Source organism: Lentzea indica, assembly GCF_012184385.1.
In the GTDB taxonomy this organism is placed as follows: Bacteria; Actinomycetota; Actinomycetes; order Mycobacteriales; family Pseudonocardiaceae; genus Lentzea; species Lentzea indica.
This window is the reverse complement of sequence record NZ_VSRL01000231.1, coordinates 1-14,297: the sequence shown is the minus strand read 5'-3', so window position 1 is coordinate 14,297 and position 14,297 is coordinate 1. Positions and strand designations below refer to the sequence as shown.

At 67.4% G+C, this 14,297-nt stretch carries 12 protein-coding genes, 2 tRNA genes and 1 pseudogene; 9 read left to right on the top strand and 6 right to left on the bottom strand.

Going from position 1 to position 14,297, the window contains the following annotated elements; genetic code table 11:
• On the top strand, positions 1 to 821 hold an 821-nt coding region (locus FXN61_RS38620), incomplete at its 5' end, for an MFS transporter (RefSeq protein WP_167978858.1).
• Here FXN61_RS38620 and FXN61_RS38615 read toward each other — a convergent pair.
• On the bottom strand, positions 753 to 2,267 hold the full coding sequence (locus FXN61_RS38615; RefSeq protein WP_167978857.1) for a helicase HerA-like domain-containing protein: 1,515 nt from the start codon (positions 2,265 to 2,267) through the stop codon (positions 753 to 755). The genes FXN61_RS38620 and FXN61_RS38615 overlap by 69 nt on opposite strands.
• A 72-nt stretch (positions 2,268 to 2,339) precedes the next feature.
• Here FXN61_RS38615 and orn point away from each other — a divergent pair, with 72 nt between their 5' ends.
• The 3 genes from orn to FXN61_RS38600 all read left to right on the top strand — a co-directional run bounded on the left by orn (position 2,340) and on the right by FXN61_RS38600 (position 4,835).
• Complete coding sequence (gene orn / locus FXN61_RS38610) at positions 2,340 to 2,945, top strand: oligoribonuclease (protein WP_167978856.1); 606 nt, start codon at positions 2,340 to 2,342, stop codon at positions 2,943 to 2,945.
• A 65-nt stretch (positions 2,946 to 3,010) separates the two neighbouring features.
• Positions 3,011 to 3,083 (top strand) — tRNA-His (locus FXN61_RS38605).
• 126 nt (positions 3,084 to 3,209) lie between these two features.
• Positions 3,210 to 4,835, top strand: coding sequence for an ABC-F family ATP-binding cassette domain-containing protein (locus FXN61_RS38600; protein ID WP_312878333.1), 1,626 nt, complete (start codon positions 3,210 to 3,212; stop codon positions 4,833 to 4,835).
• A gap of 1 nt (position 4,836) precedes the next feature.
• On the opposite strand, the gene FXN61_RS38595 is transcribed toward FXN61_RS38600, so the two are convergent.
• Both FXN61_RS38595 and FXN61_RS38590 read right to left on the bottom strand, forming a co-directional pair.
• On the bottom strand, positions 4,837 to 6,825 hold the full coding sequence (locus FXN61_RS38595; RefSeq protein ID WP_312878332.1) for a PQQ-dependent sugar dehydrogenase: 1,989 nt from the start codon (positions 6,823 to 6,825) through the stop codon (positions 4,837 to 4,839).
• Between the two features lie 70 nt (positions 6,826 to 6,895).
• Positions 6,896 to 7,933 carry a L,D-transpeptidase gene (locus FXN61_RS38590; protein ID WP_246292563.1) on the bottom strand — a complete coding sequence of 346 codons (1,038 nt, stop codon included), beginning with the start codon at positions 7,931 to 7,933 and terminating at the stop codon, positions 6,896 to 6,898.
• Between the two features lie 380 nt (positions 7,934 to 8,313).
• On the opposite strand from FXN61_RS38590, the gene FXN61_RS38585 reads away from it, so the two are divergent.
• The 3 genes from FXN61_RS38585 (at position 8,314) to FXN61_RS38575 (ending at position 10,732) form a co-directional block, all read left to right on the top strand.
• Positions 8,314 to 8,387, top strand: a tRNA-Lys gene (locus FXN61_RS38585).
• A gap of 277 nt (positions 8,388 to 8,664) precedes the next feature.
• Entirely contained in the window at positions 8,665 to 9,456 is a 792-nt protein-coding gene (locus tag FXN61_RS38580) for a hypothetical protein (RefSeq protein ID WP_167978853.1), read from the top strand.
• 82 nt (positions 9,457 to 9,538) lie between these two features.
• A complete protein-coding gene (locus tag FXN61_RS38575; RefSeq protein WP_167978852.1) occupies positions 9,539 to 10,732 on the top strand; it encodes an amidohydrolase in 1,194 nt (397 codons plus the stop codon).
• Here FXN61_RS38575 and FXN61_RS38570 read toward each other — a convergent pair whose 3' ends face one another.
• Positions 10,733 to 11,362 (bottom strand): TetR/AcrR family transcriptional regulator, encoded by a 630-nt coding sequence (locus tag FXN61_RS38570; RefSeq protein WP_167978851.1) that lies wholly within the window; start codon positions 11,360 to 11,362, stop codon positions 10,733 to 10,735. It abuts the gene before it with no gap.
• A 97-nt stretch (positions 11,363 to 11,459) separates the two neighbouring features.
• On the opposite strand from FXN61_RS38570, the gene FXN61_RS38565 reads away from it, so the two are divergent.
• Positions 11,460 to 12,986, top strand: coding sequence for a flavin-containing monooxygenase (locus FXN61_RS38565; RefSeq protein ID WP_167978850.1), 1,527 nt, complete (start codon positions 11,460 to 11,462; stop codon positions 12,984 to 12,986).
• On the opposite strand, the gene FXN61_RS38560 is transcribed toward FXN61_RS38565, so the two are convergent.
• Together FXN61_RS38560 and FXN61_RS38555 are read right to left on the bottom strand one after the other, a co-directional pair.
• Positions 12,936 to 13,343 carry an SRPBCC family protein gene (locus FXN61_RS38560; RefSeq protein ID WP_167978849.1) on the bottom strand — a complete coding sequence of 136 codons (408 nt, stop codon included), beginning with the start codon at positions 13,341 to 13,343 and terminating at the stop codon, positions 12,936 to 12,938. The two genes, FXN61_RS38565 and FXN61_RS38560, sit on opposite strands and share 51 nt — an antisense overlap.
• Positions 13,344 to 13,348: 5 nt before the next feature.
• Positions 13,349 to 13,702, bottom strand: coding sequence for a VOC family protein (locus FXN61_RS38555; RefSeq protein WP_167978848.1), 354 nt, complete (start codon positions 13,700 to 13,702; stop codon positions 13,349 to 13,351).
• Between the two features lie 108 nt (positions 13,703 to 13,810).
• Between FXN61_RS38555 and FXN61_RS38550 the strand changes: the two are divergent.
• Positions 13,811 to 14,297 (top strand): annotated as a pseudogene (locus FXN61_RS38550) (AraC family transcriptional regulator); the annotation flags it as partial.

The window sequence follows — 14,297 nt, the reverse complement described above, 5'->3', positions numbered from 1 at the left end:
TCCTGCCGCTGGTGGCGTGGCTGTCCGACGCCGTACGGCTGGCGGCCGCGTCGCTGGTGATCTGCATCGCCGCGCTGGCCGTGGTGCCGCTGGCGGCGTTCTTCCTGCGCGAGTACCCGCGCGACGTCGGCCTGCTGCCGCTCGGCGCGACCGAGGACACTCCCCCGCCGCCGTCCGGTGGTGCGGCTCGAAGGGCGATCAACGGGCTGGTCCAGGCTGCGAAGACGCGACCGTTCTGGTTGCTGGCAGGCGGTTTCGCGATCTGCGGCGCGTCCACGAACGGTCTGGTGGGCACGCACTTCATCCCCGCCGCGCACGACCACGGCATGCCGACGACGACCGCGGCCGGGTTGCTGGCGCTGGTCGGCGTGTTCGACATCGTGGGCACGATCGCGTCCGGCTGGCTGACCGACCGCGTCGACTCACGACTGCTGCTCGCGGGGTACTACGCGTTGCGCGGCCTCTCGCTGATGCTGCTGCCGCAGCTGTTCAGCGAATCAGCGCACCCGTCGATGCTGGTGTTCATCATCTTCTACGGCCTGGACTGGGTCGCCACCGTTCCGCCGACCGTGGCGTTGTGCCGTCAGTACTTCGGCATGTCCGCCCCTGTCGTGTTCGGCTGGGTGTTCGCGTCGCACCAGCTCGGCGCCGCCATGGCCGCGTCCGCCGCCGGACTCACCCGCGACCACCTGGGCAGCTACGACCTGGCCTGGTACGTCGCCGGCGCCCTCTGCATCGGCGCGGCCGTGCTGTCAGCGTCGCTTGCGCGAAGTCCCGAAGATGCCCCGCGTGATCTCGCGCGCCAGGGCGCTGCCGGCTGACCGCAGGAACGACTTCACGGCGCTGTTGCCGAGCACCTTCTCGACGAGGCCCGGTTCCTCCTTCTGCTGACGCTGGGGTTCCGGGGCTTGTTGTTCCTGTTGTGGCGGCGCCACTTTCCGCATCAGCTGCTCGTAGGCCGACTCGCGGTCGACGGTTTCCGCGTACTTGCCGTGAAGATCACTCTGCTGGGCCGCCTGCTTGATCGCGTCGTTGCCGATGGTGTCCATCAACGAGCGCGGCGCCCGGAGCCTGGTCCACGCGACGGGCGTCGGCGCGCCCCTCTCGCTGAGCACGGTGATGATCGCCTCGCCGATGCCGAGCGAGGTAAGCGCCTTCTCCAGGTCGTAGTGCGGCGTGTTCGGGTACGTCTTCACCGTGCGCGACAACGCCTTCTGGTCGTCCGGCGTGAACGCGCGCAGTGCGTGCTGTACGCGTGCACCGAGCTGGGACAGCACGTCGTTCGGGATGTCGGTCGGCAGCTGCGTGCAGAAGAAGACGCCGATTCCCTTGGACCGGATCAGCTTCACGGTCTGGGTGATCTGGTCGAGGAACGCCTTCGAGGCGTTCGAGAACAGCAAATGCGCCTCGTCGAAGAAGAAAACGAGCTTGGGCTTCTCGACATCGCCTTCTTCCGGCAGCGTCTCGAAAAGCTCCGCCAGCAACCACATCAGGAACGTGGAGAACAACGCCGGATTGCCCTGCAGCTCGGCGAGTTCGAGCAGGCTGACGACGCCTTTGCCGTCGTGCTGCCGCATCAGGTCGGCCGGGTCCAGCTCAGGTTCACCGAAGAACCGGTCGCCGCCCTGCGCCTCCAGGTTCACCAGTGCCCGCAGGATCACGCCAGCCGTGGAGCTGGAAACGCCGCCGATGCCCTTGAGGTCCTCTTTGCCCTCGTCACTGGTGAGGTGCTGGATGACACCGCGCAGGTCCTTGGTGTCGAGCAGCGGGAGGCCTTTCGAGTCCGCCCAGTGGAAGATCAGTCCCAGGGTCGACTCCTGGGTGTCGTTCAGGCCCAGCACCTTCGACAGCAGGATCGGCCCGAAGCTCGTGACCGTCGCCCGCAGCGGCACGCCGATTCCGCCCGTGCCGATCGACAGGAACTGCGTGGGGTACGACTGCGGCTGCCAGTCGTCACCGGTGTCCTTGGCGCGGGCGTCGGTCCTGTCGCTCCGGGCTCCCTGTTGCGACAGACCGGACAAGTCGCCCTTCACGTCCGCCATGAGCACCGGAACGCCGTTGTCCGACAGCTGTTCGGCGAGCAACTGGAGGGTCTTCGTCTTTCCCGTTCCCGTTGCCCCCGCGACAAGTCCGTGGCGGTTGACCATGGCCAACGGGATGCGGACGTGTGCGGTCGACTCCACCTGTCCGTCGACCAGCACGGCGCCAAGTTCGATGGCCGCGCTCTCGGACGCGTATCCAGCAGCGATCTCACCCTGAGCCGTCATGCACGAGGAGCGTAACCAGGTTGCTGCACGCCGCCACTCGAAGTTGAGCCTCCGCGCAGTAATGTTTCCGGCGTGATGGATCGTCTGGTGTGGATCGACTGCGAGATGACCGGACTCGACTTGGGCAAAGACGCTCTGATCGAGATCGCGGCACTGGTCACGGACGCCGAGCTGAACGTGCTCGGCGAAGGTGTGGACATAGTGATCCACGCTTCCGACGACGTGCTCGCCTCGATGCCGGAGGTCGTCATGGAGATGCACGCCAAGTCGGGCCTGACCGAGGAGGTGCGTGCCTCCTCGGTGTCGATGGAAGAGGCCGAGGCCGCCGTGCTGGCGTACATCAAGGAGTGGGTCCCCGACCCGCGCACGGCACCGCTGGCCGGCAACTCCATCGCCACCGACCGCGGCTTCATCGCCCGCGACATGCCGGCGCTGGACGCGCACCTGCACTACCGCATGGTCGACGTGTCGTCGATCAAGGAGCTGTGCCGGCGCTGGTACCCGCGCATCTACTACGCGCAGCCGGGCAAGGGCCTCGCGCACCGGGCGCTCGCGGACATCATCGAGTCGATCCGGGAGCTCGCGTACTACCGGCGCACCGCGTTCGTGCCGCAGCCGGGTCCGACGACGGAGCAGGCGCAGGCCGTGGCCGCTGAGCTGCTCAAGAACACCGACTGACCCCCGATTTCAATATCAGTAGCTGTCATTGCTATGCTTCCCCTGCCGGTCAACGACCGGTGATGGTGGGTGTAGCTCAGCTGGCAGAGCACTGGGTTGTGATCCCAGGTGTCGCGGGTTCAAGTCCCGTCACTCACCCGGATAAGCCGGATTATGTTCGCGGAAAGCGCGAACATAATCCGGCTTCGTTGTGTTTTCTGGGGGCCAAGCCCCCAGACCCCAGCCGGGGGCAAGCCCCCGGACCCCCAAGCGTCGGAGCGCCCTGTGACAACCCTTGTCGCCAAGGATCTCGCCGCGGGTCACGGTGATCGTGTCCTGTTCTCGGGGCTGGACCTCGTGGTCGCTCCCGGCGACGTCATCGGGCTCGTGGGCGTGAACGGGGCAGGCAAGTCAACGTTGCTGAAGACGCTGGCCGGTCTAATCCCCGCAGAAGAGGGCCGCGTGTCCTTGAACCCGCCGTCCGCCAACGTCGGGCACCTCCCGCAGGAGCCGGAGCGGCGCGAGGGCGAGACCGTGCGGGACTTCCTGGCACGCCGGACCGGTGTCGCCGCAGCTCAGGCCGATCTGGATACGGCAACCGAGGCGTTGACCGCCGGCAACGACGAGGGCTACTCGGACGCGCTGGACCGGTGGCTCGCGCTGGGCGGCGCCGACCTGGAGGAACGGTCGCTGGAGGTCGTCGCCGACCTCGGTCTGACCGTGGGCCTGGACGCGGTGATGACCTCGTTGTCCGGTGGTCAGGCGGCGCGGGCGGGCATGGCGTCGTTGCTGCTCAGCCGCTACGACATCTTCCTGCTGGACGAGCCGACCAACGACCTCGACCTCGACGGCCTGGAGCGGCTGGAGAAGTTCGTCACAGGGCTGCGCGCGGGCACCGTGCTCGTGTCGCACGACCGCGAGTTCCTGGCCCGCACGGTGACCAAGGTCCTGGAACTGGATCTGCACCAGCAGCAGGTGAACCTGTACGGCGGCGGCTACGAGTCGTACCTGGAGGAACGCGACCGCGCCCGCCGGCACGCCAGGGAGGACTACGAGGAGTTCGCGGACACGAAGGCCTCGCTGGAAGCCCGCGCGCGCATGCAGCGGTCGTGGATGGAGAAGGGCGTGAAGAACGCCCGGCGCAAGGCGGGCGACAACGACAAGAACGCCCGCAAGTTCCGCGCCGACGCCACCGAGAAGCAGGCCTCGAAGGCCCGCCAGACCGACCGCATGATCGAACGCCTGGACGTCGTCGAGGAGCCCCGCAAGGAGTGGGAGCTGCGGATGGAGATCGCCGCGGCCCCGCGTTCCGGTGCCGTCGTGGCTTCCTTGCGTGCGGCGGTGGTGGAACGCGGCTCGTTCCGGCTGGGCCCGGTGGACCTGCAGATCGACTGGGCGGACCGGGTCGCGATCACCGGTGCGAACGGCGCGGGCAAGTCGACGCTGCTGGCCGCGCTGCTCGGGAGGGCGGAGCTGGCGTCCGGTTACGCGACGCTGGGCTCCGGCGTCGTGGTCGGCGAGGTGGACCAGGCGCGCGGGCTGTTCCTGGGCGATCTACCGCTGGTGGACGCGTTCGAGGAGGCCGTGCCGGAGATGACGCCCGCCGACGTGCGGACGTTGCTGGCGAAGTTCGGGCTGAAGGCGGCGCACGTCGTGCGGTCGGCGGCTTCGTTGTCGCCGGGTGAGCGGACGCGGGCCGCGTTGGCGTTGCTGCAGGCACGCGGGGTGAACCTGCTGGTGCTGGACGAGCCGACGAACCACCTCGACCTGGCCGCGATCGAGCAGCTGGAGTCGGCGCTGGAGAACTACCCCGGCACGTTGCTGCTGGTGACGCACGACCGGCGGATGCTGGAGGCGGTGCAGGTGAACCGTCACCTGACCGTCGAGGGCGGCCAGGTGACGGTTTCCTGAGCTACCTCAGCGACACCTCGTAGATCTTGGTGTTGCTGTTGTTCGGGATGGAGTCCTTGTCACCGTTGGACGTCGTGAGCCAGAGGTCGCCGTCCGGTGTCTTCTCGACCGTCCTCAAGCGACCGTAGGCGCCTTCGAAGAAGATCTGCGGCTCACCGCCGATCGGGATCCGGTAGAGCCGCTGCCCGCGCAGCGCAGCCAGGTACAGCACGTCGTCCACAATGGCCAGTCCGCTGGGCGATGCTTGGGACACCGGCCAGGTGTGCTTGGGCGCGATGAACGACGGTTCGCCGCACTCACCGGACGTGCCCTCGCAAGCGGGCCAGCCGTAGTTGCCGCCCGGATTGATCAGGTTGACCTCGTCCATGACCGAGTTGCCGAACTCGGCTTCCCAGAGGCGTCCGCGCGAGTCGAACGCCAGACCCTGCACGTTGCGGTGGCCGTAGCTGTAGACGTACTTGCCCGGGAACGGGTTGTCGCGCGGCACGCTGCCGTCCGGGTTGACGCGCAACACCTTGCCGCCCAACGAGTTCAGGTCCTGCGCGGTGGACGCGACCTGGCCGTCGCCGGTGGCGATGTAGAGCTTGCCGTCCGGGCCGAAGCGCAGCCTGCCACCGTTGTGGAACTTGTTGCGCGGGGCACCGGTCAGCAGGACCTGGTGCGCGTCGAGTTTTCCGTCCACCAGCTTGAACCTGACGAGCCGGTTGTCGGTCGGGCTGGTGTGGTACGCGTAGATCCAGCCGTCCCGGTGCTCGATGCCGAGCAGGCCGCCTTCGCCGTCGGTGCTCACGACGTTCGGGACGCGGCCGGCGACGGACCTGGTGCCGTCCTTGGCGATCCGGATGATGTCGCCGGTGTCGCGCTGGGCGTAGAACGCCGTGCCGTCGTGCAGGAACTCCAGGCCCCATGGGACGTCGGTGTCATCGGTGATCTTGGTGACCTCACCGACGGCGTCGTGCCCCTTGCGGGTACTGGCCTTGACGGGCGCGGTGAACGGCGAGCTCTTGCCGGAGGTGTCGATCGCCTTGACCGTGAACTCGTGGTCCGCCTGCTGCTTCAGGCCGGCGATCGTCGTCTGCAGACCGGTGGTGGTGCCGACCTGAACGCCGTTCGAGAACACCGCGTAGCTCGCGACGCCGACGTTGTCGCTCGACGCTCCCCAGGCGAGCGAGACGCTGTTGGCGGTCTGCCCGGTGACGATCGCGTTGGACGGCGTGGTCGGTGGTTCGTTGTCGACGACGGCGGCCGGCGTGGTGACCGTGACGGAGTTGCCGGCCTGCGAGATGTTGCCCGCGGCGTCCTTCGCGTTGACGTAGAAGGAATACGTGGTGTTCGGGCTGAGGCGCGTGACGTTGTTGGAGAGCCCGTCGACCGTCTTCACGTACTGGCCGGACTGGTAGATCTCGTAGTTCGCGACGGCCACGTTGTCGCTCGCCGCGCCCCACTGCAGGTTCACCGAGGTGGCCGTGAAGCTCTTGACGGACAACGTGCCGGGCGCACTGGGCGGTGTGGTGTCGACGACGCCGGGTGTGCCGTGGACCTCGAACTCACGGAGCTCGTAGTTCTTGAAGCACGGCTTGGTCAGCGACACCCGGACCCAGCGGCCGAAGCCGGTGAACTCCAGGTTGTCGTCGCCGCCGTCGCCCGTCTCCGTGCTGTGCACGTCGCGCCAGTACACGCCCTCCGGCGAGGTCTGGACGGAGTACTTCCTTGCACAGAGCCAACCCCAGCGCAGCACGACCCTGTTGACCGTGGACATCGAGCCGAGGTTGATCGCGATCCACTGCCGGTCCGCGCCCTCGCTGCGCCAGGTGGTCCGGCGGTCGAGGTCGGTCGCCTTGGTGGCGACGTGACGGACGTTGCTCTCGCTGGACGCCGTTGCCGGTCTGGCGAGCGAGAGCAGCACGTCGTCGGCCTGTGCTGGTGGTGCCGCCACCGCCGTGAGCGCCAGTGCGCTGATGACTGTGAGCAGTCTTCGCAGCGGAGCCACAGTGCCTCCCAGATGGGTCGGGTGGCGGTGGCGGCATCAGCCTTTCACAAACGTTTTCAGACCGCCAGGGTCAGCGATTGCCCTGCACCCACTGCGCCCACGGCACCTGCCAGTCGCCGAAGCCGTCCCACGACTCCAGCGCCGGGCCACCGGAGTTGGTGACGACGACCACGTCACCCTGCTTGCTGTTGTCGAACACCCACTTGGCGTTCTCCGGCGAGAGGTTGAGACAGCCGTGGCTCACGTTGCGCCGGCCCTGGTCACCGACGGACCACGGCGCGCTGTGGAAGAAGATGCCGCTGTTCGACATCCGGTACGCCCAGTCGACCGGCGTCTTGTAGCCGCCGTTCTCCAGCGCGAGGCCGTACGTGGTCGAGTCCATGATCATGTGACTGTGCTTCTCCATCAGCACGTACGTGCCGGTGGGAGTGGCGTCGGCCGGCTTGCCCATCGAGGTCGGCATGGTCCGCACGACCTGCCCGTTGACCTTGGTGATCACCTGGTGCGATTGCCCGTCGGCCTCGTGGATGACCTCGTCGCCGACCGTCGTGGTGATCGTGCGGTCTTCCTGGCCGTAAATGCCGTCACCGACGTGCTTGCCGTAGACCTTGATGTGCATGGTGATCTTGGTGCCCGACTTCCAGAACTTCTCCGGACGCCAGTGCACCTCCTTCTTGTTGAACCAGTAGAAGGCGCCCTCGACCTTGGGCTCGGTGGTGATCTCCAACATCTTCTCGGCCGCGACCTTGTCGGCCACCGGCTCGTCGAAGTAGAAGGCGAGCGGCTGCCCCACGCCGATCGTGGTGCCGTCCTGCGGGTTCGTCGACACGTACGTCAGCGTCCGCGGCTTCACCGTGGTGAAGGACGACTCCTTGGTCTGCGGCTTGCCGTCCTCGCCGGTCGCCGTGGCGGTCAGCTTGTACGTCTTCGAGTACCCGAGCGGCTCCGTGTTCGTCCACTGCGTCGACTCGGGGTTCATCTTCCCCTCGACGACCTTGCCCTCAGGGTTGGTCAGCTTGACCTCGGTCAGCTTCCCGTCCGCCGCCGTCGCGATGACCGGCAGCCCCGGTGACACGTCGACCGCGCCGTTGTTCAGCGCCAGCGTCAACGTGACAGGCTTCGGCGGCGGCGGAGGAGCGCTCGACGACGAGCCCGCACCCCCGTTCGCGCTGTCGCCGCCCCCTGAACAGCCTGCGATCAGCATCACAGCGATTCCCGCTGCGACCACCCCACGACCGCGCCTGCCCCACATCCCCATTGACGTACTTCCGATCTACTTGTCGCCGCTCCCGAGACTGCCTGCACGAAGCTGTATTGGCGTCCCCCGACTAGGTGACGACAAGAGGCGCCCCGAAGTTGCGCGAGTGGCCGGATCGTTACGTGGCCGATGCACCCCCAAACCCACGCTGACCAGCCGATTGGGAGCGCGCGTCGGCCGTGTGCTAACGTTCTTCACGTCGGAACGGCAAGTGTCCGGCACACAAACAAGCGCCGCTAGCTCAGTTGGTTAGAGCAGCTGACTCTTAATCAGCGGGTCCGGGGTTCGAGTCCCTGGCGGCGTACTCCGAAGAAGCAGGTCGAGATTCGTCTCGACCTGCTTCTTTGTTTTGTTCAGCGCAGAATGCTCATCATCAAGTTCACCAGCTGGGTCATGCTCCTAAGCTCCCGGCCGCCCGCACCTGTGTGCCCAGGAGTGCACGGAGTGCGGCGTATCTCCTCCATCGCTCTCTGTGTCGCACACGTTTCATATAGCGCACAAATGTGTTGTGACCTGCGCGTTTACCCGCCAGGATGGGCGGCGTCTAGCTAGCGACTGATTGTTATGGGGGCAGTCGAATCATGCGATTCAAGCGTGTAATGGCAGCTGTGCTCGGCCTCGCGGCGATGGTCACCATCGTGGGCGCGAACCCGAGCCAGGCGCAGGGGGACAACACCACGTTCAAGGGTGTCGAGCGTGAGCGGGGCATGAGCCTCACCACGACCGGCGGCCAGTCCTTCCTCGAGATCAACGGCGCGGGCGAGCTCGTCCACTGGCAGCGTTCCGGTGAGAGCTACGCCAAGCACGTCCGCGGTTGGGGCTGGGGAGGCACCCGCACCATCACGACCCTCGACGAGCAGAACTTCCTCGAGATCAAGGGTGACGGCCGCCTGTCCAAGTGGACGTGGAACGGCGGTGCCTACTCCGAGGCCGTCGTCGGCTGGGGCTGGAACAACGCGCGTCTGATCACCGGTATCAGCAGTGGCCAGTTCATCGAGATCAACGCCCAGGGCGAGCTCGCCTACTGGACGTTCGACGGCTCCGGCACCCTCTCCAAGGCCGTCCGCGGCTGGGGCTGGGGAGGCACGAAGAGCATCACGGGTCTCAGCCCGTACATGTTCATCGAGATCAAGGGCGACACGTTCAACAGCCTCTCCTGGTGGGTCGACACCACGACCGGCCTGCAGGAGTTCGCGGAGGGCGGCGACAACCGCTGGATCCGTCTGATCGCGGGTGGCGACGAGGACCACTTCACGATCATCCGGACCGACGGCACCCTGATGGAGTTCGCCTGGGTCGAGAACGGTGGCTCCGGCTCCTGGGTCGGCACCGAGCGCGGCTGGGGCTGGGGTAGCACCCGCCTGATCGGCTGATCCGTCTGATGTGTGCAGGGCCCCGACCGGTTCGCCGGTCGGGGCCTTTGCATTGTTCGCCCGTACTGGTCAAGATCTGGCGATGACCGACCTGCACGAGCTCTACCGCGATCTGCACCGCCACCCCGAACTGTCGCTGCAGGAGTTCCGCACGGCCGGTGTGCTCGCCGATGCGTTGCGGCCGTTGGGTTTCGACGTCACCACCGAGGTCGGTGGCACCGGCGTGGTCGGCGTGCTGCGCAACGGTGACGGGCCGGTGGTGATGCTCAGGGCGGACATCGACGCGTTGCCGGTCGAGGAGAAGACCGGGCTGCCGTACGCGTCGGCCGTGCGTGCGACCAACGCCGACGGTGAGGACGTGCCGGTCGCTCACGCGTGCGGGCACGACATGCATGCCACGTGCCTGATCGGGGCGGCCGAACGGCTGGCGCACACCCGTGAGGAGTGGTCGGGGACCCTACTCGTGGTGTTCCAGCCGGCCGAGGAACTGGGCCGCGGTGCGCGGAACATGGTCGAGGACGGGTTGTTCGACAGGTTCGGCAAGCCTGACGTCGTGCTGGCCCAGCACGTCGGGCCGCTTCCCGCCGGCATGATCGCGTACGGCAGCGGGCCGTTGATGGCCGCTGCCGACTCGGTCCGCGTCACGTTGTTCGGGCGAGGTGGCCACGGTTCCGCGCCAGAGATCGCGGTCGATCCGGTGCTGATGGCCGCGCACGCTGTCGTACGGCTGCAGGGGATCGTCGCGCGCGAGATCTCGCCCAGCGAACGTGCTGTCGTCACGGTCGGACGGTTGCAGGCCGGCACGAAGGAGAACGTCATCCCGGAGACGGCCGAGCTCGGGGTCAACATCCGGACGTTCAGCGAGCACATCCGCGGCATCGTCCGCAGCGCCGTCGAACGGATCATCCGCGCCGAGGCCGCTGCGTCCGGGGCGCCGCGCGAGCCGGAGTTCGACTGGTACGACGGCACTCCGGTGCTCGTGTCCGATCCGGACGCGACCGCGGCGACGATGGCCGCGTTCGCCGAGCACTTCGGCAAGGAGCGGCTGATCCCCGGCGCGGTGGTCAACGCCAGCGAGGACGTGGGCGTGTTCGGCACTGCAGCGGGCGTGCCAACGGTGTTCTGGTTCTTCGGCGGCGTCGACTTCAGCACACGTGAACCCGGTCGTGCCGTGGCGATGAACCACTCCCCCGAGTTCGCCCCTGACATCGAGCCGACTCTGTCCACCGGGGTCGACGCGCTGGTCGTCGCCGCACGGACGTGGCTCACGAGCTGACTAATCCCGCGCGGCGATGCCGTCGTACATCACGCGCCGCAGTGCTTCGCTCTGTGCGGCTTGGGCTTCTGGCGTGCGCAGCGAGGAGATCGCCGTGCCGAGGATCATCCCGTTGATGGCCCTGGCGGTGTTGTCGACGTCGAGATCGGCGCGCAGGTAGCCCAGCTCGACGCCGTGCGACAGGTAGGCGGCGGTGAGCGCGGCGGCCAGGTCGAACAGGTCGAGGATCCGTTCGGCCATGGCCCTGTCGATGCCTGGCGCCTCGAACAGCAGGAGGCGGGGCACGCGGGGGTCCTCGCCGAAGATGCGGGCCAGCGCCTCGCCGATGCGCGCGGACTGCTCGCGGTACTCGGAGAGCGTCGACACCGCGTCCGGCGCGTTCTCCGCCGTGAGGGCACCGGTGATGCGCGCGACCAGGTCGTCGACGACGTGGTCGACGATGTCCCGCTTGTTCTGGAAGTAGCGGTAGAACGTGCCGTGCCCGATGCCGAGCCGCGCGGCGACGTCGGCGATCCCGGTGGCGTGGTAGCCGCGTTCGGCGAAGCAGTCGAACGCCGCGTCGATGATCTCGCGGCGCAGCTCCTGCTTCTTGCGCTCGGCTCGGCTGACGGGCTCGGCACTGGACGTCATGCGGCCAAGTCTATGACCTGCGGACTCTTGTGATCACCTGAGAACTGACATACGGTTCCGAAACTGACACGCGATTCCGTTCGGCGAGGAGGTCAGGATGACCCCGCAGTACGACGCAGTCGTCGTCGGTGCCGGGTTCGGCGGCATGGGCGCGGCGATCGAGCTCAAGCGGCTCGGCCACCACAACCTGCTCATCCTGGAACGGGAGGACGACCTCGGCGGCACCTGGCACGTGAACCGCTATCCGGGGCTGGCCGTCGACATCCCGTCCTCGACGTACTCCTACTCGTTCGAGCCGAACCCGCACTGGTCACGACTTTTCGCGCCGGGCGAGGAGCTCAAGCGGTACGCCGAGCACGTGGCGCACAAGTACGACCTGCGGCGGTCGATGCGCTTCTGTGTGGCGGTGACCGGCGCGACGTGGAAGGACGACCACTGGGAGGTCGTCGCGGGCGATGAGACCGTCACCGCCCGGTACCTCGTGACCGCCACCGGGTTCCTGTCCCAGCCGAAAACTCCCGACATCGCGGGCATCGAGTCGTTCGCGGGCAAGGTGATCCACACCGCCGCGTGGGAACCTTCTGATCTCACCGGCAAACGCGTGGCGATCATCGGCACCGGTGCGACCGCCGTGCAGCTGATCCCCGAGCTGGCGAAGACGGCCTCCGATTTGACGGTGTACCAGCGCACGCCGATCTGGGTCAGCCCCAAACCCGACTACCCGATCCCGTTGGCGCTCAGGAAGTTGTTCGCCCGGCTGCCTTTCGTCCAGCGCACCGTGCGCCGGCTCGGGAGCTCGATCCTCGAACTGATGATGATCTCGGGAGTGGTGCACTACAGGCAGCTGCGCGTCGCGAACCGGCTGGCCGAGCGGTGGTGCAGGGCACACCTGCACCGCCAGGTCCGTGATCCGGAGCTGCGCCGCAAGCTCACGCCGGACTACTCGTTCGGCTGCAAGCGGCCCACGTTCTCCAACGACTACTTCCGCACGTTCACCCAACCGCACGTGCACCTCGAAACGTCCGCCATCGAACGGATCGACGCCTCCGGAGTCGTCACCGCGGACGGCAGGACCGAGATCGACGTTCTCGTGCTGGCAACGGGATTCAACCTCTGGGACACCAACTTCCCCGCGTTCGAGGTGATCGGGCGAGACGGCAGGAACCTCGGCGCGTGGTGGCGGCAGAACCGGTTCCAGGCCTACGAAGGCGTGACCGTGCCGGGGTTCCCGAACTACCTGTCGCTCAACAGCCCCTACTCCTACAGCGGCCTGTCGTACTTCACGACGATCGAGTGCCAGATGACGCACATGCGGCGGCTGTTCACCGCGATGCACTCCCGTGGCGCGTCCGTCTTCGAGATCACCCAGCGGGCCAACGACGAGTTCCTCGACCGGATGCGCACGAAAGTCGCGCAGAACTCGGTGTTCTCGCTCGGCCAGTGCTCCACCGCGCGCAGCTACTACTTCAACCAGCACGGGGAGGCCACGCTGCTGCGGCCCACGTCGACCATCAGCGCGCACCGTGCCGCAGCCCGTTTTCCTTTGGAGCACTACGACTTCACGCCGCGCGGCTCAACCCAGGCGGTGGTCGAGGGTTTGCTTGACGACGCTCAGCCCGTGTGACATCGCCTCAGCCATCGGCGCGGCCAACTCCTCGGGGAGAACGTCGCGCACCCACACCAACCGGCAGCGTCGTTCACCGTCGGCGACGACGTGCATCGACGCGTTGTCGTGCTCTGGCTGGAAGTCACCACCGACGACCGCGTAGACGATGCGGCGCATGTTGTGGTCGACGCTGACGCACCGCTCCTTGGCCACCGTGCCGTTGGCGAACGTGACGGTCCGGCAGTCACCCTCGGCCTTGCAGTCCACGACGAACCCCGGTGCCATGCGCGCGGGACCTGCGGCGAAGTCGCCGATCACCTCCCACACGTCGTCGGCGCTGGACTCGATCACGATTTCCTTGCTGATGGAGGCCATGCGCGTCACGCGGCCAGGCAGAGCAGGTGCCCCTGCGGGTCGGCCAGCACCGTCCACTGGCCTTCCCCTGGCTGGAAACCGGGCTTCGTGGCACCGAGCGCGAGCAGCTGCTTGACCGCCAGATCGAGGTCGGCGACGTGGAAGTCCAGATGCGCCTGCTTGGCCGAACCGGGCCACGCCGGCGGCTGGTAGTCCGGCACGCGGACGAAGGCGAGCTGGACGCCGCTTCCACCGAGGTAGACGGAGTCCTCGTCGCTGGAGGTCACCTCCCATCCCGTGACCGCGCGGTAGAACTCGGCCAGCGGTGCGGGGTCGGCGCAGTCGAGGACGATCGTGGTGAGCTGGGCCAGTGCGGACATCGTGTCGGCTCCTTCCGAGTTGGTGCGTACAAGCCTCGGCCAGGACCGCACCTCCGGTCTTGAAGATCCTTGCGCGGAATTGTCAGACCCTCCGCCTAGCCTGCGAAGGTGCTCTCGTTCGTCGACCTCGCCGCCCGTCCTGAGTTCACCGTTTCAGCGGTGGACTGTCGCGACGACCACCACGGCTGGTCGGCCGAGCCGCCGCGCGAGGACGTGCGGCTCGTGCTGGTGCGCCTCGGTGGGTTCCGCCGCCGGGTCCGCGGTGAGTGCGTCGATCTCGACCGCACTGTCGGCTACATCGGGACGCCGGGCGAGGAGGAGCACTTCGCCCATCCCGCCGGTGGCGATGAGTGCACGTCGATCAGCCTGAGGCCCGACCTATGGCGAGTTCTGGCCGGCGACACACCGCGGCTGAACGGATCGTCGCTGTACGTGGACGCCGGACTCGACCTCGCCCACCGGCGGCTCCTGGCCGCCACCCGCGCCGACGTCGACCACGCGGCGACCGAGGGACTGGTCGGCCTGGTGGCGGAGGTCGTGCGGCAGGTCGGTCACCACGACCACCCCGGACGGCACGGGCGACAGGGCGCGTGGT